The organism is Dankookia rubra (genome assembly GCF_004355005.1).
GTDB lineage: Bacteria > Pseudomonadota > Alphaproteobacteria > Acetobacterales > Acetobacteraceae > Paracraurococcus > Paracraurococcus ruber_A.
The window spans coordinates 1-317 of sequence record NZ_SMSJ01000393.1; the positions used below are offsets into that span (position 1 = coordinate 1).

1 protein-coding gene is annotated in these 317 nt (G+C 81.7%); it reads left to right on the forward strand.

All coding sequences use genetic code 11. From position 1 onward, the window contains the following. Nucleotides 1-317, forward strand: a 317-nt coding sequence (locus tag E2C06_RS38420) for a hypothetical protein (protein WP_206664868.1), incomplete at both ends; no start/stop codon positions are given.

A 317-nucleotide genomic window follows, 5' to 3' on the forward strand; every position in this document is an offset into this window, starting at 1 on the left:
GTGGCGGAGGCGCGCGCCGCCGCCGCCGGCGGCCTGGCGGCGCGCGAGCTGCCGCGGCTGACCGGCGTGCTGGTCGCGCCGGGCGGCGCCACGGCGATCTTCGCCGGGGTGGGGGAGAACGCGAAGCCGCAGGTGATGCGGGTGGGGGACAGGCTGGTCGGATTCGAGGTGAAGGCGATCCTGGCGGGCGAGGTGACGCTCGCGGGACCGGACGGCGACCGCGTGCTGCGGCCGAGCTTCGAGCCGCGCCCGGCGGGAGGTGGCGCCGCAGGCGGCGGCGCGCCGGCCCGCCCCGCCGGGGTGGTCCCGGCCGCGGC